Here is a 21,454-nt window from a genome sequence, read left to right on the forward strand (position 1 = left end):
TATAAGTTACATATTTAAGAAGTGATAGGATTGGGAACTTATCACTTCTTAAATGTCTAAAAATCTAGATTTAATATTAAATCTAGATTTTGTCGAATTTAAATATACTAAAAGAGTAAAAAATCTTACCTTATTTATCTTGCATAGTTCGTTTAAAATTAAAATTTTTGTAATTGAATAAGGGGGATATTATGAAAAAAAGAACATTAACATTAATATTGATGTTTTCTATACTAATTAACTCTATTTTGCCAATGGATATACTGGCAAAGAGTTTAGAGGAAAATAATATTATTCATAAAGAAATAACAAGAGATAAGAAAAGTTATTTGGACAATGAAGAAATAGATATTGAAGAAGATGAAGAAGATTCAAAAGAAGTAGAAGAAAATGAAGAAATAGATACTAAAGAAGATGAAAAAGACTTAGAAGAAAATGAAAAAAAGATTTATTAGAAGAAACTAAAAACGAAGAAACTAATACTGAACAAAACAAAAGTGATATTGAAGAATTAAGTGATAAATCTAAAACTTTAGAAATATTAGATGAAAAAATAGATTATGGGTTTTTAAGTTATATGAATAGTTTATCACGAATGAATAGAGATATTAGTAGTCAAGCTATTTCTAATATTATTGTAGATAAAAATTCAGTGTCTAGTGGAGAGGATATAAAAATAATTGTAAACTATAATGATAAAAATGGAAAAATTAATCCTGGAGATTATATAAAAATAGACCTTGGAAATAATGAGAGTGTTACAGTTAATGGTTATAGAGAAAAAAAAGGTTTATTTTTTAAGGGAATATTAGTTGGACATTTTGAAGTAGCAGGATCAGAAGCTAAAATAATCTTTAATAATCAAGTAGAAGCTTTTTTACAAGGAAGTGTTTCAGGATTTATTGATTTTTCAGCTAAAATAAGAAATGAATCTCATTCAAATCAAACTACATCAATAATATCAGGTGGACAATATATAAATATTAATATTGAAAAAGAAAGCTCAGGAGGAACAAGTAGTCAATTTTTTTATAAAACAGGGGATATTCAAACTGATAACCTAGAAGAAGTTAGATGGTTTTTAATTTTTAATTCAGTAGGTGATGAATATAGTGGATATATAGATATAGATGATCAAATTCAAAATCCGGAAAATCATAAAATAATAAAAGAAAGTGTAGCTATTACTAGAGTAGATCATATTGGAAATTCAAAAAGTTATTATGGAACAGAAGGTCTTACAGAATTTAATAATGAAACTGGAAGTACTTTAGTTTTTACTGAAGATAGCGTTTATGGAGAAATACCTTGGGATAGAATAGCACATTCACAGATTAGTATAAATTATAATACTAAAATTTTAAATCCTAGAGCGGAAAGTTTTTCTAATAAAGTAATATTAAATAATAGTCAACAAATTATACAAGAAGAAAACTTTAGTGTTAAAAATGTTTCAGCAAATGCTGGCATAATTGGTTCTAAAAAAATGAATTAAAAATATATAAATTTATAAAAGATAGTGGTAAATCTTTAGAGGGAGTTACATTTGAACTTAAAAGAGAAGATGGAAAAGAAATTCAAGATGGATTAACAAGAATAAAACTTACAACTAACGAATATGGGTGGATAAGTATAGAAAATATACCTAATGGAAAATATATTGTAAAAGAAATATCAGCTCCTGAGGGATATATATATGATTCAGATGAAGAATATAAATTTGAAATGAAAAATGATGATACAGAAGGAAAAGTTCTTGAAATCTATAATGATCGTGTAAAAGATCAAAAAATCAAAGTTAAAAAGACTTGGGAAGGAACTCCTTTAAAAGAGATTAAAGTGAAGTTAAATATATTTTCTGCAAGTGATGCTAAAAAAACTGAAAGTTTAATATTAAATGAAGAAAATAACTGGCAAGGTGAATTTAAAGACTTACCAATTGTAGATAGTAAAGGATTTAAAATTGATTATTCTATAACAGAAGTTATTAATGTAGATGGTGAAGAAATAGAATTAAATAATAATGAAGAAAAAGTTATTGAAGGTGTAAAATATAAATCTACTATTAAAGAAGTAAAAAATTCAGAAGAAAAAATATTAAAAGAATATGAAATAAATAATATAGTTGAAAGTGAAAAACCTTTAGAACCAGAAAAAACAAGTGTTAAAGTTCAAAAAGAGTGGATTGGTACAGCTGGGGAAAGTGCAGAAATTATTCTTTTAAAAAATAATGAAGAATATAAAACAGTAGAATTAAATGAAAAAAATAACTGGGAACACGAATTTAAAGATTTACCAGTTGTAGATAATATAAATGATAGTAATTCAAATATATATTCAATAAAGGAAACTCCTGTAAAGGGATACACAACAACTATTGAAGAAATTTCTGTAAATAATTATACAGTTATTAATACAGAAGATATAGAAAAAATTGATCTTACAGTTGAAAAAGTGTGGGTTGGTTTAGAAAAAGAATATGATGGAGATGTAAATTTAGAGCTTTATAGAAATGGAGAATATTATATTGATGGTGAAAAAGAATATACTATTACTTTAAATAAAAATACAGGATGGAAATATATATTTAAAGATTTACCAAAATATGATGAGAATGGCGAAGAATATATATATACAATAGAAGAACCAGGTTTAGATGAAGAAAGATTTAGTGTTGAAGTTTTTAATAAAGAAGGTACTGAAAACCATATAATAGTTGAAAACTCAGTAAGATTTAGAGATGTTCATGTTAAAAAAATATGGGAAGGAAAAGTTGGAGAATCTGCTAAGTTTTTATTATTTGAAGCAGTAAGAGATGAATTTGGAAATTTAGTAAAAAAACCAATTGAAACTGAAACTAAATTTGCAGGAAGAATAAAACTTAATAAATATTGTAATTGTAATTGGGAAGGAACTTTTGAAAATATAGAATTTATTGATAAAAATGGATCAAGAAAAGAATATATATTAGAAGAAGAAAAAATTCCAAACTATGATAGCAAAGTAACTGGAAATGCAGAAGATGGATTTGTAGTTATAAATACATGGAATCCTGAAAAAATAGATATAAATATAACTAAACATTGGTTGGGTAAAAAATTAGATAAAATTGAAGTATATTTATTAGCTAATGGACAAAGAATTAAGACAATGACTATGGAAAAGAAAGATTGGAATGAAAATGAAGATTGGAAAGGACAGTTTTCAGATTTAGATAAATATGATGAATTTGGAAATTTAATTTATTATACTGTTGAAGAAAATGTGGAAATTCTTGATGGAAGATATAATGTTTTTATAGAAGGCGATGCAAAAGAAGGATTTAAGATTATAAACTTATCAAATTTTCCAATTAATCCAGGAAAGCCAACTGATCCACCTGAACCAACTGATCCAGATGATCCAGATGATCCAGATGAACCAGGCAAACCAAACAAACCAGAAAAACCAAACGAACCAAATAAACCAAATAAACCAAACGAACCAAATGATCCAAATGATCCAAATGAACCAAATAAACCAAATGAACCAAATAAACCAAGTAAACCAAATAAACCAAATAGACCAAGTAAACCAAATAAACCAAATAGACCAAGTAAACCAAATAGACCAAGTAAACCAAATGAACCAAATAAACCAAGTAAACCAAATAAACCAAATAGACCAAGTAAACCAAATAAACCAAATGAAACTGAACCTTTAAAAAATATAAAAGTAGAGTATCCAAAAGAAGATGATAAAAACTTTAAAGTTAATAATTTTAAGAAGAATAATGAAGATTTAGATAAAAGACTTTCTAAGAATTTTAATTCGGAAGAAAATTCAAAGAGCGAATTAAGTATTAATAAATCTAATTTAAAAAATAAACTTCTACCTAAAACAGGTGTAATGGATATGAAAGTTGTATCTATATTTGGGTTAGCTTTAGTAGCAGCGGCAATGTTTTTATTTAAGAAAAAGAAATAAATATAAGTAGGAGATAATATGAGAAGAATTTTAGCTACAATTTTATTAATATCTGGAATACTATTGATAAATAGTGGATTTATAATGAATAACAGAGTAAATAAAAATACTGATGAAATTTTAGATGAATTTAATAAACTAAGTCTATCTGAAATTAAAGAAGATAATTGCAAAAGTTCTTTTGATTATAGTGAGATAGGCCATATAAATCCAACAAAAACTTTTTTAGACTTAGATAAAATAGATAAAAATTCAATTAAAGGTCAAATTGTAATACCAAAATCAAATATAAATTTAGTAATATTTGATGGTATAAGCGAGAATAAATTACTTGCTGGAGTTTCTACAATGAAAGAAAATCAAATAATGGGAGAAAATAATTATGCTTTGGCAGGACATTATGGAATAAAAGATGAGTTATTTCATAATATAGAAAAATTAGAAAATAAAGATATTATTAAAATAACTGACAAAGAAAATATTTATTTTTATGAAGTATATGATAAAGAATCAGTAGATCCTACAAGAATTGATTTAGTAGAAGATAAAGAGGAGTATAAAGATTCTCCTATAATATCTTTAATGTGTTGTCATTATGAAAATGGAAAAAATACTGGTAATAGACTTTTTGTTAAGGGAAAATTAGTTAATGTAGAAAAATATAATAAAGAAAAAATGGAAGCTTTTTAGCTTCTATTTTTTTATTTATATATCTTGTATATATCTGTAATATGTAATATATTAAAATAGAGGTGATACTTTGGCTTACCTATTAATAGCGACTATTTTAGGAGTTTTTCTAGGAAGATTTAATATAAATTTTTATTTTTTATTATTTACTATATTAAGTAGTTTATTTTTATTTTTTAAATCTTATAGTGAAAAGAATAAAACTATTTTTTTATTTGTTTTTATTATAGCTTTTGCTGCTTTAGATACGAATGTTGAAAGTATGGAAAAGTATAGTGAAAATCAACTAATCAAAGACAATTTTATTATTTTATCTAAGAAAGATAATAATTATATAATTAAAGAAAATAGTTTATTAGGAGATAAGTATAAGATATATTCAGATAAATCATTTAAAATAGGAGATGAAATTACTTTAGAAGCTAGAGTCAAAAACTTTGATAGTAAGATGAACTATTATGGAGTAGATTATAAAAAATATTATTTAAGTAATGGTATTAAATCAAAGTTTAAAGTTTTAAATATAGAAAAGACAGAAAATATTAGTTTTACTGGAAAAATTCAAGAAAAATTTATTAGTAGAGTAAACTCTAGCTTAGACTATTATTTAAGTAAGAGAAATAGTAATTTAATGAAATCTATTTTACTTGCAGATACTTTTTATATGGAAGATGAGGATATTGAGTATTTTAGAAATATTGGAATATCTCATATACTTGCGCTTTCAGGATTACATATTATGATAATAATTTATTTTGTAGATTATTTTTTTAAATATTTTATTAAATCAAAGATTAAAAGAAGAGTATTTTCATCTATTTTAATATTTATATATTTATTTTTTCTAGGATTTCCAGTAGGTGGGCTTCGAGCTTTTATTATGTCTATTACTTTATTTTTTAGTTTTTTATATAAGAAAAAGTATAGTAGTTTAAATGCATTATGTTTAAGTGCAATAGTATTAATTTTAATAAATCCAAATATAATATATTCAGTATCTTTTTTATTTTCATTTACATCAGTTTTATCTATTAATTTATTTTACGGAAGAATAAAAAGTAATTTTAGAGATAATTTTTTATTAGATTCTTTAATACTTACATTCTCTGCAAGTATTTTAATGTTGCCTTTAAATTTATATTTTTTTGAAGAATTTAGTATTTTAAGTTTTATTTCAAATGTACTTATTATTCCTATAATAAGCCTTGCTATAATTTTATCTTTTGTTATTGTTATATTTAGTTTTTTAGCTATAATAATAAGTCCTTTTTTAAATTTAATTCTCAATTTATCTTTTTATTTAATTGAAATAGTTAATGATTATTCTTTTTTAAAATTAAGTTTTTATAGTTTTAATATTTATTTTGTAATAATTTATTATGTTATAATATTTATTATATTTAATAGTGAAAAATTAAGAGATTTTTATCTTTTAAAGGATTTATTAAAGTTTTATATGATATTTTGTTTTGTATTTTTATTAATATTTAATTATGTAGATTATAATACTTTAAAGGTTGATTTTTTATATGTGGATCAAGGAGATTCTTCTTTAATTTCTTATAGGGGAAAGTATTATTTAGTTGATACAGGAGGATATTATGGAGAAAATTATTCACCTGGGAAAATCTATACTAGAGAGTATTTAAGAGGACAGAATATAAAGGAAATTGAGGCTCTTTTTATTTCTCATTTTGATGAGGATCATTGTGAAGGAGTACTTGATTTAATTGATGATATTAAGTTTAATAGAATATATATTTCATATATTGATGATAATTATATTTTAAGAGAAATACTAAATAAAGGTATTAAGACAATTTTACTTAAGAAGGACAATTTAATAAAATTAGATGATAATACATTTTTTAAAGTGCATTTAGATTCTTCTAATTATAAAAATCCAAATGATAGATCTTTGGTTTTGTCTTTAAATCATTTTAATAATAGTATTTTATATACAGGGGATATTTCTAATAAGGTAGATAATAATATCAGGGGAAGATTTAATATACTAAAGGTTGCTCATCATGGTGCTAGTGACAGCTCATCAGAGGCTTTTTTAGATGAGATTACACCAAAGGAGGCCGTTATATCTTGCGGGATAGATAATCCCTACAATCACCCTAAAGATGATCTTTTAGAAAGGCTAAACAATAGGGGTATTAATACTTTTATAACTTCAAAAAATGGACAGATAAGATTTGTATTTAATAAAGATAAATATTATATAAAAACTTTTAAGGATAATAGAGAATGAGGGAAAGATGGATTATAAAGAAATATATAAAAACGAGTTAAGTGGAGCTTATTTATTTTATGGAATAGAGAAATTATTAATAGATAATGCTTGTGATTATATTGTAAAAAAATATATAAATAATGGTATGGAAATTTTTAATTTGACGAATTTTGAAGGTAAGGATTTAGATGCAAAGGATATAATGTCTGCTTGTGAAACTCTTCCAGTAATGAATGAAAAAAGAGTTATATTTGTAAAGGATGTTGCGGCTTTTTCTGAAAATGTATCTGATGAATTTTATGATTTTTTAGATAATTTGGCAGATTATGTAATAATAATATTTTTAGATACTAATGATAATTTAAATAAGGTTAAGAAGTTTTATAAGTATTTTTCTAAGAGAAAGAGAAATGTTGAGTTTACACAGTTAAAGGGAAGAGATATTTATAAATTTGTAGAGGGATATATTGCAAGAAAAAATAAAAAAATCTACAATGTAGATCTTAGCTATTTAATATCAAAGTCTTCTTATGGATCTAGAAATGTTGATATATCACTATATGATTTAAAAAATGAGATTGATAAAATTATTGCTCTTACTAAGACTGACACTATTACAAGAGAGATTATAGATTCTTCTTTGACAGAAAATACAGATACTAATATATTTATGTTTTTAGATGCAATGTGTGAAAGGGATACGGAAAAAGCTTTAATTGAGTTTAGAAATTTACATTCATTAAATGAGCCAATTCAAAAAATATTATTTATGCTAACAAGACAGGTTAGGCTTTTGATAATTTATAAAACTCTTTCTTTTGCTCGTTATAGGGAGTCTGATATTATGTCTGAAATGGGCGTTAAAAAGTATGAGTATTCAAAGATACAAAGATTTTCAAGGAATTTTAAATTGGAATTTTTATATGATTTTTATAAAATGATTTTAGAATTTGATGAAAAAATTAAGACTTCTAGTGGAGAAGACTTAATTTTATTTGAAATGTTAATTGTAAAATTCACTAGTTAAAATAAAAAAAGTTAATAAAAACTTCCGTAGAAGCTTTTATTAACTTGCTTTGTTTAGCTTAGTAGCTAAAGCTGACATTTTTCTTGCTGCTGCATTTTTATGCATAACATTTTTGTTTGTAGCATTTTTAAGTTTACTGTCAACAAGTCTTAGTAATTCTCTTGCTTCATCTATATTTCCTGCATTTAAAGCTGCTTCGAATTTTTTGATAGAAGTTTTAACTTCAGTTTTAACCATTTTATTACGAGCATTATTTTTATTTGCAACATCTATTCTTTTAATAGCTGATTTAATATTTGCCATGTAATTCACCTCCAACGTTTCATTGACTTCTAGTATTTTATCATTATTTATACCTCAATGCAAGAGTTTATTCTTAAAGTTGAATAAAATCAAGCTCTACGAGATTTGATAGATCAAAGCCCTTTTTAGTTAAATAAAGATTTTTACCACTATTTATTAGTAGATTATTTTTAATGTTTTTTTCAATTTCTTTTTTATAATAATTTTCAACATCAATATTATATCTTAAGTTTATATCTTTAATATTTATTCCCCTATTTGTTCTAAGTCCCATAATCATATATTCATTTATTCTATCTTTTTTAGAAAGAGTTTCATAGTCTAATATTGGAAGTTTTAAATCTTCTAAATTATCTATATAATCTTTAAAATTATTGTGATTATAGTATCTAATATTATCAATATTTGAATGTGATGAAGCTCCTAGACCAATATAATTATCAAGATGCCAATATCTTAAATTATGTTTTGAATACATATCTTTTTTTGCAAAGTTTGAAATTTCATATTGATTATAATTTAGTTTTTCAAGTTCTTTTACTATATAGTGATACATTTTTCTATCTTCATCTTCATTAGGAAAAATATCAAATTTATTGCTATATAGTTTTTCCATTAAAGTATTTTCTTCAATAATTAAAGAATAATAGGATATATGAGAAGGATTTAATTCTTTTATATATTTAATTGATTCTTCTATATCACTAAATTTTTGGTAGGGAAGGGCTAGCATAAGATCAAAGCTAAAGTTTTTTATATTATATTTTTTAAATAAATTAATAGCTTTTAGAATATCATCTTTTTTATGAACTCTGCCAATGGATTTTAAAATATTATTATTAAAACTTTGAGCACCCATAGAAAATCTATTTATTTTTGCAAGTAAATAGTCTTTTAATTTTTCTTCATTTAGTGAATTAGGATTTACCTCTATGGTTATTTCTGCATCATGAGATAAATTAATTACTTTATAGAGTTTATTTAATAGGTCTAATATATATTTAGAATCAATTGCAGATGGTGTTCCACCACCAATAAATATACTTACGACTTCTTTATCTTTAAGAAAATCACTATATAAATCAATTTCTTTATTAAGTGCTAAAAAATAATTTTCAACTACTTCTTCATTTAAAAGGGAAGAGTAAAAATCACAATAGTAGCATCTTGATTCACAAAAGGGAATATGAATATATATTGAAATATCTTTTTTATTTGTATTTAATAAGTTTAAATTCATAGTTATCACATTTAATAAAAAGAAGCATGACTAAGCATGCTTTTTTATTTATCCTCATCATATTTTAAAACAGTTAAGAATGCTTCTTGTGGAACTTCAACTTCTCCAACCATTCTCATACGTTTTTTACCTTCTTTTTGTTTTTCAAGAAGTTTTCTCTTTCTTGAAATATCTCCACCATAACATTTTGCAAGAACGTCTTTTCTAAGTGCTCTAATAGTTTCTCTTGCAATGATTTTATTTCCAACAGATGCTTGAATTGGAATTGCAAATTGATGTCTTGGTATTACATCTGTAAGTTTTTCACAAATTCTTCTACCTTTATTATAAGCAGTAGATTCATGTACGATAATAGAAAAGGCATCTACAATATTTCCATTTATAAGAATATCAAGTTTAACAAGTTCTGATTGTTGATATCCAATTAGTTCATAGTCATAAGATGCATATCCACGTGTTTTTGATTTTAATGCATCAAAGAAGTCATAAATAACTTCATTTAGTGGAAGGTCATATTTTACTATAACTCTAGTTTCTTCTAAGTATGTCATATCTATAAATGTTCCACGTCTATTTTGACAAAGTTCCATTATAGTTCCTACATATTCTTTAGGTGTCATTATTTCAGCTCTTACAATTGGCTCTTCCATATATGCTATTTCAGTTGTGTCTGGAAGATTTGTTGGATTTTGAATTTCAATTACTTCGCCATCATTTTTTGTAACTTTATAAATTACTGATGGAGCAGTAGTTATAATATCAAGGTCAAATTCTCTTTCAAGTCTTTCTTGAATAATCTCCATGTGTAAAAGTCCTAAAAATCCACATCTAAAACCAAAGCCAAGTGCTGCTGATGTTTCTGCTTCAAATACAAGTGCTGCGTCATTTACTTGTAGTTTTTCAAGGGCTTCACGAACATCTGTGTATTCTTCACCTTCTCCAGGATAAACACCACAATACACCATAGGTACTACTTTTTTATATCCAGGGAAGGGGTCTTTTGTAGGTGATTTTATTGATGTAATAGTATCACCAACATTTGCTTCTTTTACATTTTTAATACTTGCTGTAATATATCCAACATCGCCTGCAGATAATTTATCAAGTGCCACATGTGATGATGTTACAACTCCAACTTCAACAACTTCAAATTTCTTTTTAGTTGCCATCATTATAATTTCATCACCAGGTTTAACTTCACCATCTTTAACTCTTACATAGCATATAACTCCTTTATATGTATCATAAAATGAGTCAAATATAAGTGCTTTAAGTGGAGCTTTTTCATCTCCTGATGGAGCTGGTACATCGCTTACTATTTTTTCTAATACATCTTCAATTCCAATGCCTTTTTTTGCAGAAATTAAAGGTGCATTTTCTGTATCTATTCCTATAACATCTTCTATTTCTTGTTTTATTTCATCAGGTCTTGCACTAGGAAGGTCAATTTTATTAATAATTGGCACAAGTTCTAAGTCTTGATCTAAAGCAAGATATACATTTCCTAAAGTCTGTGCTTCAATACCTTGAGTTGCATCGACTATTACAAGTGCACCTTCACAAGCGGCAAGAGAACGTGAAACTTCATAGTTAAAATCCACATGACCTGGAGTGTCTATTAAGTTAAATGTATATTCATTTCCGTCTTTTGCCTTATAAACTAATCTTACTGCTTTAAGTTTTATGGTGATGCCTCTTTCTCTTTCAAGATCCATAGAATCAAGAACTTGAGATTCCATTTCTCTTTTTGTAAGCATACCTGTCTTTTCGATTAATCTATCAGCAAGTGTTGATTTTCCATGATCTATATGGGCTATTATTGAAAAGTTTCTAATATAATCTTGTCTATTTGCCATTTAAACCTCCTACGATTCCTATTTCTTTAATTGGCCAAAATCTAAGTTTTACAATGCCTCTTATGGTTTTTTTATTTACAGGACCAAAATATCTAGAGTCCATTGATTTTCCAGGACGTCTATTATCTCCTGCAACAAAAAATTCATTTTCCTGAAGTGTCCAAAAATCAGTATTATATATTTCAGTTAAAATTCCCTCTTCTATATAATCTTCATCATATAAATCTCCATTTATATAAAAATGACCATCAATAACTTCTACATTATCACCAGGAATACCTATAACTCTTTTAATATATTCTTTTCCTTTTTCTTCAGGAGCATCTATTATTACTATATCTCCTCTTTTTGGATCAGTAAAATATTTTGGAAATATTAATGAAATTAATCTGTTTCTTTCATGTAATGTTGGCTCCATTGATTCTCCTATTACTAAGTTAGAAGAAAAAATAAAGCTTCTAATGAAAAAAGCAAGAATAATTGCAATTACAAATACTGAAACAAAACTAAAGAAATTTTCTTTTGTTTCTTTTTCTTTATTCTTATTTTCCATTATTTCACCCCTAATCTTTCAATTTTTGAAAATGGTAAAATTCTAAAAGTTACAACTGATTTAATTGCACTTTTTTTAATAGGTCCAAAGGTTCTAGAGTCAATAGAGCCTCCAGGATTTCTATTATCTCCCATTATAAAATATTCATTACCCTCAAGTAAAGTATAAGTAGCATTTAAAGCTTCTGTATAATCATTTGAAGTGTAATTTTCTTCTAATAGTTTGTCATTAACATATACAGATCCATTTTGAATTTTTATTTCATCTCCAGGAAGTCCAATAACTCTTTTAATGTAATTTTTGTTTTCTTCTATGGGACTTTTTACAATTACAATGTCAGATCTATTTAAATTTAGATATTTTTTTGGAACAAAGGAAAAGAGAACATCCTTTTCTGATAATGTAGGTTCCATAGAAATACCTTTAACATATGCAAAAGTAAAAATGAAATTCTTAATTATAAATGCTAAAACAAGAGCAATTAAAATAGTTTTTAGTAGTGAATAAAACTCTGTTTTAAAACTTTCTTTCATATTACATCTCCTAAATTTTTCTAATGAATATTTTAACATATAATGTCTATAAGTTAAATGATTAGAGCTATTATCCTTATAACTTAGACTTAAATATTAGATTTTTTAAGAAATTTGAAAAATATTGATTGAAATAGTGTGAAAGGGTATATAGATAAAAAATGAATATTTACTTATTTAGTGAGGAGTTTTAATAGAAAAATTTCTTAGAAATTCTATTGACAATCTTTGACTAAGTATGTATATTATATATATAAGCTTTAGCACTCAATTTTAAAGAGTGCTAACAAACAGGGTGGTTGTTATGGAAAAAAGAAAGATAGAAATATTAGATGCAATAATAAATTCCTATATTAGTCTTCCAAATCCTGTTGGATCAAGAACGATATCTAAGGATTTTGATTTAGGAGTAAGTTCTGCAACTATTAGAAATGAAATGGCAGATCTTGAAGATTTAGGATATTTAAATAAACCTCACACATCAGCAGGGAGGATTCCATCTGACAAAGCTTATAGATTTTATGTTGACAAAATACAAAGTAAAAAGAAACCTTATAAAGAAATAAATGATGATCTTCAAAAACTTTTGTTTGAAAATGTAACTGGTTTAGATGATTTGTTTAAAAATACTGCAAGACTTCTTGCAGAGATTACAAGTTGTACTTCTTATGTAGTTTCATCAAAAAAACCTGATACTAAAATAAAGTTTATAGAACTAATAAGTCTTAATGAATACAATGTTCTTCTATTAATAGTAGGAGATAAGGGTGTTGTTGAAAAGGAGATTATAGTTTTAGATTATAAAATATCAGAAGAAAATGTAAATATGATTTCTCGTGCATTAAATAAAGAAATGATGGATATTGATTTTGATGAGATCAGTAGACTTAAAGTTACTCTTACAGGAGATATGACTTATTATAAGGACTTTATTTCAGAAGTGATTAAAAGGGCAAGTTCCTTTAATCAAAAAATAAGCGAAGTTAGTCTATACTATGATGGGCTTACAAATATATTAAATTATCAAGAGTATTGGAATGTAGAAAAGGCAAGAGAATTTATGGCTTTTGTTGAAGACAAAGATGCAATACTTACAATGTTAAAGGATTTAGAAAACAATGAAAGTGCGTCTGAGGTTGAAGTTATAATAGGAAATGAAAACAGAGATGAACTAATGAAGACAAACTCTATGATTAGAGCTTCATATAGACCTAAAAACAATAGGTTTGGTCAAATTGGAATTATTGGACCTGTTAGAATGGATTATGAAAGTCATATAAAAACTGTAAAAGAATTTAGTATAAATCTTGCTTATGCAATTGATGAAATGGTGGGGTGAGTAAATGGTTGATGAAGTGAAAAGAGAAGATGAAGAAGTTACTGAAAATTTAGATGAAGAGGCTCAAATTGTTGAGGAAGTAACTGAAGAAATCGAAGAAGAAAATGAAAAATACGAACTTCTGCAAGAAAGTTTTTTAAGACTTCAAGCAGATTTTACAAATTATAAAAGAAGAACAGAGCAAGAAAAACAAGATTATTTAAATCTTGGAGCAACTAAAATTATAAATGATTTGCTTCCAATTGTAGATAATTTTGAAAGAGCTTTAGAAAATAAAGAAGAGGGAAAATTCTATGAAGGTGTTGAAATGATATATGCACAAATAGAAGGATTACTTGAAAGAAATGGCGTTGAAGAAATAAAGGCATTAAACGAAAAGTTTGATCCGAATTTCCATCATGCTGTTTTAGTTGAAGAAGCAAAAGATGTAGAGAGTGATACTGTTATAGATGTATTACAAAAAGGATATAAATTAGGTGAAAAAGTACTTAGACCAGCAATGGTTAAAGTATCTCAATAATCTCTTAGGGAGGAATAAATTATGGGAAAAATTATTGGTATTGATTTAGGAACTACAAACTCAGCAGTAGCTGTAATGGAAGGTGGAGAATCTATAATAATTCCTAATATTGAAGGAAATAGAACTACACCATCAATAGTAGCATTTACAAAAGATGGAGAAAGACTTGTTGGAGAAACAGCTAAACGTCAAGCTATTACAAATCCAGATAGAACTGTTCAATCTATTAAAAGACATATGGGAACTGATTTTTCAGTTAAAATTGATGATAAAACTTATACACCACAAGAAATTTCTGCAATGATTTTACAAAAATTAAAATCTGATGCTGAAAGTTATTTAGGTGAAAAAATTACAGAAGCTGTAATTACAGTTCCAGCTTATTTTACAGATGCTCAAAGACAAGCTACAAAAGACGCAGGAAAAATTGCAGGACTTGATGTAAAGAGAATTGTAAACGAACCAACAGCAGCAGCACTTGCTTATGGTGAAGACAAAGACGATGACCAAACAGTTATGGTATTTGACCTTGGTGGAGGAACATTTGACGTTTCTATTCTAGAACTTTCTGATGGAGTTTTTGAAGTTCATTCAACAAGAGGTAATAACAAACTTGGTGGAGATGACTTTGACAATAAATTAATCGATTATATTGCTGATGAATTTAAAAAAGATCATAATGTAGATTTAAAAGCTGACAAAATGAGTTTACAAAGACTTAAAGAAGCAGCTGAAAAAGCTAAAAAAGAACTTTCATCAACAATGTCAACAAATATAAACTTACCATTTATTACTGCAACAGCTGAAGGACCACTTCATTTAAATATGGACCTTACAAGAGCTAAATTTGACGAACTTACAGGAGATCTTGTAAAACTTACAGAACAACCTGTTAAAGATGCATTAAAAGATGCAGGAATGACTGCAAATGATATAGATAAAGTATTATTAGTTGGTGGATCTACAAGAATTCCATCAGTACAAGCTTGTATTAAAAACTTAGTTGGAAAAGAACCACAAAAAGATATTAACCCTGATGAATGTGTTGCACTTGGTGCTGCTATTCAAGGTGGAGTTTTATCAGGAGATGTAAAAGATTTACTTCTACTAGATGTTACACCACTTTCTTTAGGAATTGAAACAATGGGTGGAGTTACAACAAGACTTATTGAAAGAAATACAACAATTCCAACTAAAAAATCAGAAACATTTACAACTGCAACAGACAATCAAACATCTGTAGATATTCATGTACTACAAGGTGAAAGACAAATGGCTGCAGATAACGTAACTCTTGGAAGATTCCAACTTGATGGTATTGCTCCAGCAAGAAGAGGAGTTCCACAAATCGAAGTTACTTTTGATATAGATGCTAATGGTATTGTAAATGTATCTGCAAAAGATTTAGGAACTGGTAAAGAACAAAAAATAACTATTACTTCATCAACAAACTTATCAGATGATGAAATAGATCAAAAAGTAAAAGAAGCAGAAATGTATGCTCAAGAAGATACTAAGAAAAAAGAATTAATTGAAGCAAGAAATAATGCTGATGCTATGATTTATCAATCAGAATCTACTTTAGAAGAATTAAAAGATAAAATATCTGAAGAAGATAAAGAAAAGATAAATAAAAACATTGAAGAATTAAAATCTGTTAAAGATTCAGATGATTTAGAAGAAATTAAAAATAAAACTGAAGAATTAACAAAGAGCTTCTATGCAGTTTCTGAAGAAATCTACAAACAAACTCAAGCAAATCAAGAAGGACAAGCTTCTGAAGAAGATGTTGTTGATGCTGATTATGAAGTTGTAGATGATGATGAAGAAGAAAAATAATTCTTTAAACTAGAATAAATCTAAATAAAGCTAAATCTTTCTTTGATTTAGCTTTATTTTTTTGCTTAAAAGATGTAAAATTAAAGATTAGAAAATGGCGGTGAGGAATTGAGAGATTTTTACGAAATTTTAGGAGTGGCAAGAGAAGCTACTCAAGAAGAGATAAAAAAATCATATAAAAAATTAGCTAAGAAATATCACCCTGATTTAAATGCAGGTGATTCAGAAGCAGAAGATAAATTTAAAGAAGTAAATGCAGCATATGAAGTACTATCTGATGACAACAAAAGACAAGCCTACGATATGTATGGAGAAGATGGACTAAATGGAGGATTCCAAGGTGGTTCAGGTTTTGGTGGATTCGGAGATATTTTTGGAGATATTTTTGATATATTCGGTGGTGGATTTTCAAATAGAGATTCCTATGAGGGTAATAAAAATATTCCAAGAAAAGGTGAGGATATTACTCATCAAATTACACTAGAATTTAGAGAAGCTATATTTGGAGTAGAAAAGACAATTACCATTAGAAGACTTGAAGAGTGTAAAAAATGTCATGGACATGGAACTGAAGATGAATCTTCCAAACACACTTGTGAGAGATGTAATGGAACAGGACAGATGAAAGTACAAAGCAATTCACCTTTTGGTAGAGTTGTAAGAGTTGTAACTTGTGATAAATGTCATGGTAGTGGTGAAATAATTGAAAAACCTTGTAAAAAATGTCATGGCAGTGGAAAAGAAACAGTAAATAAAAAGATAAATGTAAAAATCCCAGCAGGAGTTGATAATAATATTGTAATTCCTATTACTGGAGAGGGTAATGTTGGTGAAAATGGTGGACCAAATGGAGATTTATATATTTATTTAAATGTTAAAGAGGATTCTGTTTTTGAAAGATCTGGAAATGATTTATACTTAGAGATGCCAATATCTTATGTTGATGCAACTTTAGGCGGAAAAATAAAAGTACCTACTTTGACAAAACTTGTAGATTATGATATTCCTAAAGGAACACAAGGTGGAACTACTTTTAAAATAAAAAATGAAGGTGTTCCATATATTAGAAAAGATGCTAAGGGTGATTTATATTTTAAAGTTGATATAATAATACCTAAGAAAGTAACAGATAAACAAAGAAACCTTCTTGAAGAATTAAGAGATAATGGTGGAAACGGAAATGAAGAAATCAAAAAAGAGAGAAAAGGATTCTTCGAAAAGTTTAAAGAATTATTTGAATAGACAAAATCTAATTTAGGTTTTGTCTTTTTTTAAGTGGAGGATATATGAGATATATAGAACTTAAAGTAGTTACTAATGATTTAAAAGTTGAAGATGTAAAGGAAATATTATATAAAAATGATATTTATACTTTTGAAGAAGAGGGAATGGAATTAATAGATGAATTAAATCAACAAAAAGACGATTGGGACTTTGTTGATGAATCTGTTTTTGATATAGAAGAGGGAGTAGTAATTATAAAATGCTATTTCTCTGAAAATGAAGAGGATTTTGCAAGTAAGGTTGCAAAGGAATTAAGTAATATTTCAAAGACTACAATTACTTTTACAGATGATAAAGATTGGGCCAATAATTGGAAAAAATATTATCATCCCCTAGAAATAGGAAAACACATTGCTATTAAACCAACTTGGGAAGAGTATGAGAATAAAGATAGAGTTGTAATAGATATAGATCCTGGAATGGCCTTTGGTACAGGAACTCATGAAACTACTTATCTTTGTCTTGAAGCTTTAGAAAATTATGTAAAAAAAGATGATATTATTTTTGATATTGGATGTGGTAGTGGTATTTTAGGTATTGCAGCAATTAAACTTGGAGCAAAAGAAGTTTTAGCTGTAGATATTGATGAAAAATGTATTGAAGCTACTACAGAAAATGCTAAAATAAATAATACTACAGATTCTATGAAAATTTATAAGGGAAATCTTTTAGATGTAATAGATTCAAGTGCAGATATTATTGTTTCTAATATAATAGCTGAAATAATAGCAGAGATGATTCCTGAACTAAAACTTCACTTAAAAGGTGAAAAACTTTTTATAGCATCAGGAATTATAGTTGAAAAAATTCATATTGTTAAAGATGCCCTAGAAAAAGAAGGTTTTGAAATTTTAGAAATCAATAAGAAAAATGGTTGGGCACAAATTACTGGAAGAGTGATTTAATGTTTAGATTTTTTGAAGATAATATAAATGATGAATCTATTAGATTAAATGAAGAAAACTCTCATCACTATTTAAATGTTTTAAGAATTAAAGAAGATGAAGAGGTTGAAGTTGTAACAAATGATGGTATTTTTAAATGTATTTTTAAAGAAATTGAAGATAAGGATATAATTTTAAAAATAATTGAAGAAGTAAAAAGAGAAAATGAAAGTCCTGTAAAACTTATATTATTTCAAGGAATTCTTAAAAATGATAAAATGGAGCAGGTTTTAAAGCAGGCAACAGAAGTTGGAGTTACTGAAATTTATCCTTTGAAACTTAAAAGGGTAGTTGCAGATATAGACAAAAAAGTTGACAAAAAAATAGTTCGTTGGGAAAAAATAATAGAATCTGCTGCTAAGCAATCAAAAAGAGATTTTATGCCAATAATTCACAAGCCAATTACATTAAAAGAACTTAATGATTTAAAAGGTGAAATTGATTTATTAGTTCCCTATGAAAATGAAGAGGAATTAAGACTTAAAGATATAAAAAATCTATCTAATAATATTGGTCTTATAATAGGGCCAGAAGGTGGATTTGAAGAAAGAGAAATTGAAGAACTAAAAGAGATGGGCGCACAAATAATAACTCTTGGAAATAGAATATTAAGGGCAGAAACTGCTGCTGTATGTGCATCTTTTTCAATAATTTATGAACTTGAAAGTAGGTAATAATTTGCAAAAGACTTTTTCAATACTTACACTTGGATGTAAGGTAAATCAATATGAGTCAGAGGCAATGACTGAACTCTTTGAAAAAAAAGGATATTTAAATGTAGATTTTGAAACAGAAGTTTCAGATATATATATAGTTAATACTTGTACAGTTACAAATTTAGCAGATAGAAAATCAAGACAATTTATAAGACATGCAAAAAGAGAAAATCCAGATTCAACTGTAGTAGTTGTTGGATGCTATTCACAAACATCACCTGAGGAAGTTGCTGATATTGAAGGTGTTGATATTGTAATTGGAACGACTGAAAGAAATGAAATTGTAGATTTATGTGAAGAATTTGAAAAGAATAAAAAACAAATAAATATAGTAAGATCTCTAAAGACAGATCATGAGTTTCAAAATATAAAAATTGAAAAAGAAACTGATATGACTCGTGCCTATATGAAAGTTCAAGATGGATGTAATAGATTTTGCACTTATTGTATAATCCCTTATGCTAGAGGACATATTAGATCAAGATCTATTGAGGACTGTGTTATAGAGTCACATAGACTTGCTGATGCAGGATATAAAGAAATCATCTTAACAGGAATTCATATAGGCTCTTATGGTATGGATTTAGGAGAAGAGAGATTAATTGATTTAATTGAAGCTATTGCAAAGGTAGATGGAATCAAAAGAATTAGACTTTCATCAGTTGAGCCAAATTTAATTACAGATGATTTTATGAAAAGAGCTCTTGCTACAAATAAGGTTTGTGATCATTTCCATTTATCTCTTCAAAGTGGATCAAATAATATTCTAAAGGAAATGAATAGAAGATATTCTAGAGAAGAATATATTGAAAAAACTAATATAATTAGAAAGTATATGCCAAATGCAGGTCTTACTACTGATATTATTGTAGGTTTTCCAGGAGAAAGTGAAGAAGATTTTGTAGATAGTTATAATTTATCTAAGGAAGTTGCTTTTTCTAGAATTCATGTATTTAAATATTCAAAGAGATCTGGAACTCCAGCTGCTGAGATGAAAAATCAAATTGATGGAAATATAAAAAATAAAAGAAGTTCTATTTTAATTTCTTTAAATGATGAACTTATGAGAAGTTTTGCAAATAAAAATAAAGATATTACTCAAAAGGTTCTATTTGAAGAGAGAATGCAAGATGGATATTTTTTAGGATATACAACAAATTATATAAGATGTAAAGTTAAATCAACCTTAGACTTAAAAAATAAGATAAAAGATGTTAAAATAGTAGATACAAATGATGAAATTGTAACAGTAGAATTAGTTTGAGAGGAGGGTTAAAATGGAAGATTGTCTTTTTTGTAAAATAATTAATGGACAAATACCTTCTGATTGTGTATATGAAGATGAGCTTGTATATGCATTTAATGATATTGATGCACAAGCACCAGTTCACTTTTTAATTGTACCAAAAGAACATATTGAATCAGCTGATGATTTAACTAAGGACAACAAGGACTTAATAGGACATATTTATTTAGTTGCTCAAAAACTTGCAAAAGAAAAAGGACTAACTAATGGATATAGAATAGTTAATAATTGTAAAGATGACGGAGGTCAAACTGTAAATCATATTCACTTTCATGTATTAGGCGGCAGATCTATGCAGTGGCCACCAGGTTGATTTTAAAATAATTTTTTAAATTGCTAAAGAAAAATTATTGAAATTTTTATCTATTTAATGTATAATTATTAAGAAATAGCCTATTAAGGTTACTCTTTTCTACGAGAGGAGGGGAAGCAATGTCAGAAATTAAGATTGGAGAAAATGAATCTCTTGACAATGCTCTTAAAAGATTTAAGAGACAATGTGCCACTAGTGGAGTATTAAAAGAAGCTAGAAAAAGAGAACATTACGAAAAGCCAAGCGTAAAAAGAAAGAAAAAATCTGAGGAAGCACGTAGAAAAAAACATTCAAAATATTAAAAGAGGTGTAGCATATGTCTATAAAGGAACAACTTATGGAAGACTTAAAGGATTCTATGAGGAGAAAAGACAAGCTTCGTAAAGATACTATAACAATGGTACGTGCTGCTATTAAGCAGATAGAAGTTGATGAGCGAAGAGAACTTTCAGACGAAGACGCTATTGAAGTTTTGAATAAACAATTAAAAGAAAAGAAAAAGTCAATAGATGAGTTTGCAAAAGGAGATCGCCAAGACTTAATTGATCAGACAAATGCAGAAATCGAGATATTGCTTGACTATTTACCAAAACAATTATCTGAAGAAGAGCTTGTAGAAATTGTAAAAAATGCAATTGAAGAATTACAGCTTAGCTCCTCAAAGGAAATGGGAACATTAATGAAAAATGTTATGCCTAAGGTTAAGGGCAAAGCCGATGGTAACATGATTAGCAAAATAGCTCAAAACTTGTTAAGTAAACCTGGGAATTAACCCAGGTTTTA

The 21,454-nt window shown here is 26.8% G+C and carries 21 protein-coding genes and 1 pseudogene; 17 read left to right on the forward strand and 5 right to left on the reverse strand.

Going from position 1 to position 21,454, the window contains the following annotated elements:
* Window positions 1–191: 191 nt before the first annotated feature.
* From J2Z71_RS01455 to holA, 7 genes and pseudogenes are all read left to right on the forward strand, one after another.
* The gene (locus J2Z71_RS01455) at window positions 192–455 is read left to right on the forward strand and encodes a hypothetical protein (protein ID WP_210060077.1); all 264 of its coding nucleotides are present in this window, start codon (window positions 192–194) and stop codon (window positions 453–455) included.
* A gap of 122 nt (window positions 456–577) precedes the next feature.
* The gene (locus tag J2Z71_RS01460; RefSeq protein ID WP_210060078.1) at window positions 578–1,495 is read left to right on the forward strand and encodes a hypothetical protein; all 918 of its coding nucleotides are present in this window, start codon (window positions 578–580) and stop codon (window positions 1,493–1,495) included.
* A 14-nt stretch (window positions 1,496–1,509) separates the two neighbouring features.
* A pseudogene (locus tag J2Z71_RS09075) lies at window positions 1,510–1,683 on the forward strand (prealbumin-like fold domain-containing protein); the annotation flags it as partial.
* Window positions 1,684–1,725: 42 nt separating this feature from the next.
* Window positions 1,726–3,966, forward strand: a complete 2,241-nt coding sequence (locus tag J2Z71_RS01470; protein ID WP_210060079.1) for a Cna B-type domain-containing protein — start codon at window positions 1,726–1,728, stop codon at window positions 3,964–3,966.
* An 18-nt stretch (window positions 3,967–3,984) separates the two neighbouring features.
* Entirely contained in the window at window positions 3,985–4,656 is a 672-nt protein-coding gene (locus tag J2Z71_RS01475) for a class A sortase (RefSeq protein ID WP_210060080.1), read from the forward strand.
* A 70-nt stretch (window positions 4,657–4,726) separates the two neighbouring features.
* Window positions 4,727–6,916 carry a DNA internalization-related competence protein ComEC/Rec2 gene (locus tag J2Z71_RS01480; RefSeq protein WP_210060081.1) on the forward strand — a complete coding sequence of 730 codons (2,190 nt, stop codon included), beginning with the start codon at window positions 4,727–4,729 and terminating at the stop codon, window positions 6,914–6,916.
* Window positions 6,917–6,923: 7 nt separating this feature from the next.
* Window positions 6,924–7,925, forward strand: coding sequence for a DNA polymerase III subunit delta (holA, locus tag J2Z71_RS01485; RefSeq protein ID WP_210060082.1), 1,002 nt, complete (start codon window positions 6,924–6,926; stop codon window positions 7,923–7,925).
* 39 nt (window positions 7,926–7,964) lie between these two features.
* Here the strand turns inward: holA and rpsT are convergent, their stop codons facing one another.
* The 5 genes from rpsT to lepB (J2Z71_RS01510) all read right to left on the reverse strand — a co-directional run bounded on the left by rpsT (window position 7,965) and on the right by lepB (J2Z71_RS01510) (window position 12,410).
* Window positions 7,965–8,228 (reverse strand): 30S ribosomal protein S20, encoded by a 264-nt coding sequence (rpsT, locus tag J2Z71_RS01490; protein WP_210060083.1) that lies wholly within the window; start codon window positions 8,226–8,228, stop codon window positions 7,965–7,967.
* A gap of 73 nt (window positions 8,229–8,301) precedes the next feature.
* Entirely contained in the window at window positions 8,302–9,468 is a 1,167-nt protein-coding gene (gene hemW, locus J2Z71_RS01495; protein ID WP_210060084.1) for a radical SAM family heme chaperone HemW, read from the reverse strand.
* A 44-nt stretch (window positions 9,469–9,512) separates the two neighbouring features.
* Window positions 9,513–11,324, reverse strand: a complete 1,812-nt coding sequence (lepA, locus tag J2Z71_RS01500; protein ID WP_210060085.1) for a translation elongation factor 4 — start codon at window positions 11,322–11,324, stop codon at window positions 9,513–9,515.
* On the reverse strand, window positions 11,314–11,877 hold the full coding sequence (gene lepB, locus J2Z71_RS01505) for a signal peptidase I (RefSeq protein ID WP_210060086.1): 564 nt from the start codon (window positions 11,875–11,877) through the stop codon (window positions 11,314–11,316). Before lepB (J2Z71_RS01505) ends, lepA begins: the two co-directional genes overlap by 11 nt.
* A complete protein-coding gene (lepB, locus tag J2Z71_RS01510) occupies window positions 11,877–12,410 on the reverse strand; it encodes a signal peptidase I (RefSeq protein WP_210060087.1) in 534 nt (177 codons plus the stop codon). Before lepB (J2Z71_RS01510) ends, lepB (J2Z71_RS01505) begins: the two co-directional genes overlap by 1 nt.
* Before the next feature lie 304 nt (window positions 12,411–12,714).
* Between lepB (J2Z71_RS01510) and hrcA the strand changes: the two genes are divergently transcribed.
* The 10 genes from hrcA (at window position 12,715) to J2Z71_RS01560 (ending at window position 21,443) form a co-directional block, all read left to right on the forward strand.
* Window positions 12,715–13,749, forward strand: a complete 1,035-nt coding sequence (gene hrcA, locus J2Z71_RS01515) for a heat-inducible transcriptional repressor HrcA (RefSeq protein ID WP_210060088.1) — start codon at window positions 12,715–12,717, stop codon at window positions 13,747–13,749.
* Window positions 13,750–13,753: 4 nt separating this feature from the next.
* On the forward strand, window positions 13,754–14,269 hold the full coding sequence (gene grpE, locus J2Z71_RS01520; RefSeq protein ID WP_210060089.1) for a nucleotide exchange factor GrpE: 516 nt from the start codon (window positions 13,754–13,756) through the stop codon (window positions 14,267–14,269).
* 21 nt (window positions 14,270–14,290) lie between these two features.
* A complete protein-coding gene (gene dnaK, locus J2Z71_RS01525; protein WP_210060090.1) occupies window positions 14,291–16,108 on the forward strand; it encodes a molecular chaperone DnaK in 1,818 nt (605 codons plus the stop codon).
* Between the two features lie 108 nt (window positions 16,109–16,216).
* Window positions 16,217–17,350, forward strand: coding sequence for a molecular chaperone DnaJ (dnaJ, locus tag J2Z71_RS01530; RefSeq protein WP_210060091.1), 1,134 nt, complete (start codon window positions 16,217–16,219; stop codon window positions 17,348–17,350).
* Between the two features lie 44 nt (window positions 17,351–17,394).
* Complete coding sequence (gene prmA, locus J2Z71_RS01535; RefSeq protein ID WP_210060092.1) at window positions 17,395–18,297, forward strand: 50S ribosomal protein L11 methyltransferase; 903 nt, start codon at window positions 17,395–17,397, stop codon at window positions 18,295–18,297.
* A complete protein-coding gene (locus J2Z71_RS01540) occupies window positions 18,297–19,010 on the forward strand; it encodes an RsmE family RNA methyltransferase (protein ID WP_210060093.1) in 714 nt (237 codons plus the stop codon). The genes prmA and J2Z71_RS01540 overlap by 1 nt, the downstream gene beginning before the upstream one ends.
* A 4-nt stretch (window positions 19,011–19,014) precedes the next feature.
* The gene (gene mtaB, locus J2Z71_RS01545; protein WP_210060094.1) at window positions 19,015–20,316 is read left to right on the forward strand and encodes a tRNA (N(6)-L-threonylcarbamoyladenosine(37)-C(2))-methylthiotransferase MtaB; all 1,302 of its coding nucleotides are present in this window, start codon (window positions 19,015–19,017) and stop codon (window positions 20,314–20,316) included.
* A 13-nt stretch (window positions 20,317–20,329) separates the two neighbouring features.
* Window positions 20,330–20,671: a histidine triad nucleotide-binding protein gene (locus J2Z71_RS01550; RefSeq protein WP_210060095.1), complete on the forward strand. Its 342-nt coding sequence runs from the start codon at window positions 20,330–20,332 to the stop codon at window positions 20,669–20,671.
* 119 nt (window positions 20,672–20,790) lie between these two features.
* Window positions 20,791–20,973 carry a 30S ribosomal protein S21 gene (gene rpsU / locus J2Z71_RS01555; protein ID WP_210060096.1) on the forward strand — a complete coding sequence of 61 codons (183 nt, stop codon included), beginning with the start codon at window positions 20,791–20,793 and terminating at the stop codon, window positions 20,971–20,973.
* Window positions 20,974–20,987: 14 nt separating this feature from the next.
* Window positions 20,988–21,443, forward strand: a complete 456-nt coding sequence (locus J2Z71_RS01560) for a GatB/YqeY domain-containing protein (protein WP_210060097.1) — start codon at window positions 20,988–20,990, stop codon at window positions 21,441–21,443.
* The last annotated feature ends 11 nt before the right edge of the window (window positions 21,444–21,454 follow it).

Source organism: Peptoniphilus stercorisuis (assembly GCF_017874395.1).
Taxonomy (GTDB): domain Bacteria; phylum Bacillota; class Clostridia; order Tissierellales; family Peptoniphilaceae; genus Anaerosphaera; species Anaerosphaera stercorisuis.